We start from the raw sequence: 1,672 nt of genomic DNA on the forward strand, positions 1-1,672 counted from the left end.
CAATATAGGACATCCGGCCCCTGAAATACAGAAGTCCCGTCAGAAAGTGATGTCGATCGAGACCGGGAAATGGTCTGACGCGGTCAGCAGCGCCTCGCGCAGTTCCGGCACCTTGTAGATCTTCGGATCGTCAAACGGATGCCAGATCCGCCAGTTCGGCGCTTTGGCCCGCAGATCGGGTGACACCATGATATAATCGAGCAGTGCCGAGAAATAGCAGCCCTTGTCGTCAAGGTAGAATCGCGCCGTTGTCGGCATCAGCGCACCCTTCTTGCCAAAGGCCACCCGCGCATGCGGATCAAAAAGCCGCGTCTCATGCGTCTCATCCCAGCCCATGACGATCTCAACCCCCGACCGGCCAAAGAGCTTTTCATACTCATCCAGCCCCGGCCCGTCGTTGAAATCCCCCATCACCATCAGGCTGTCGCCCGCCTTCAGATGTTCCAGCACCCTTTCGCGCAGCCAGATGCTTTGTGCCAGTTGCTTGCGGCGGTTCTCGATGGCAAGCCTTTTGGCCTGCGCCTTGCTCCGTGCGCCATGCGGGGCCTTCGATTTCACATGCACTCCGATCATGCGAAACTCGACGCCGTCCGGTGTCGTCGCCGCGATCTCAAGCGGGGGCTTGGAAAACCGCACCACATCCATCTTGGCGTCGATATTCAGGTCGATCCGATAACTTGTATCGAATCGCGGCGCAGCCGTACTTTCAATCGGCTGGTCCGGCAGGCCAACTGGGTCATGGCGCACGCTCAGCGCGTCCGGATCATAAAGCAGCGCGATTTCCTGCTGGGTGTCGTTCTCATACCCGATCAGCGCCTTGCGGGTGCGCAGATCATAGCGCGCGGCAAACGCCTCCAGCATGTCGACCGATTTGTGCCGCCGGTTGTTGTCGGGCGCCTCGATGATCATCACCGCATCGGCATCCATCGCGGTGAAAACAATGCCAAGTGCGGTCAGTTGATCGGCGCGGGTGACGTTGTAGCGCGACGACCAGCCGCCATCCTCCAGAAGCTGCCCGTCCCGGTCGAAAAGATTGGTGAACCATTCGACATTCCAGGTGACAATCCGCATGGGGTCAGGCCGCCCGTCGACCGGTGATTTCCTCCCAGGCGCGGTTGACCGCGATCAGACGCTGTTCGGCGATCTTCAACGCCTCGTCCGGCAGGCCGCGGGCGCGCATCCGGTCTGGGTGGCAATCCTTGACCGCCTGACGCCAGGCCGCACGGATATCCTCCAGCGCGGCATCATGCGGCACGCGCAGGACATGATAGGGATCGGGCACCGCATCGGGTACGAACCGCGTCAGCAGCGAGCGGAAGCAGCGATCATGAACACCGAAAATGCTGGCGACCTCACGCAGGAAGGCATCCTCATGCGGATGGAATTCGCCATCCGCCATGGCGATGTGAAAGAGCCCCTCCATCAGGTCGACCAGAACCGGATCGCCAGGCCCCAGCATCGCGGCGATCTTGTTTGCGTAGAGGTCGAACCCCGCCACGTCCTGCCGGGCAAGGTTGAACACCCGGGCGGCGTTGTCCTCTTCCTCACGGGCTATGGCGAAGACCTCGCGAAAGGCCGTCACCTCATCCCGCGTCACCTGCCCATCGGCCTTGGCCATCTTTGCGCCAAGCGCGATGACCGCGATGGTAAAGCCGATCGAGCGTTCCGGCGG

Annotated in this window: 2 protein-coding genes; both read right to left on the reverse strand. The window is 61.4% G+C overall.

Translation table 11 applies throughout. The features are described from left to right. Nucleotides 1-39: 39 nt before the first annotated feature. Nucleotides 40-1,071 (reverse strand): endonuclease/exonuclease/phosphatase family protein, encoded by a 1,032-nt coding sequence (locus WBB85_RS22585; RefSeq protein ID WP_432640815.1) that lies wholly within the window; start codon nucleotides 1,069-1,071, stop codon nucleotides 40-42. Nucleotides 1,072-1,075: 4 nt separating this feature from the next. After that, the coding region (locus WBB85_RS22590; protein ID WP_432640816.1) for a TerB family tellurite resistance protein at nucleotides 1,076-1,672 on the reverse strand (597 nt) is incomplete at its 5' end.

It is taken from the genome of Albidovulum sp. (genome assembly GCF_049646345.1).
GTDB lineage: Bacteria > Pseudomonadota > Alphaproteobacteria > Rhodobacterales > Rhodobacteraceae > Albidovulum.

Excerpts from the sequence above, each read along its gene's own strand:
- WBB85_RS22585 (WP_432640815.1), bottom strand. The coding sequence starts at position 1,071 with ATGCGGATTGTCACCTGGAATGTCGAATGGTTCACCAATCTTTTCGAC.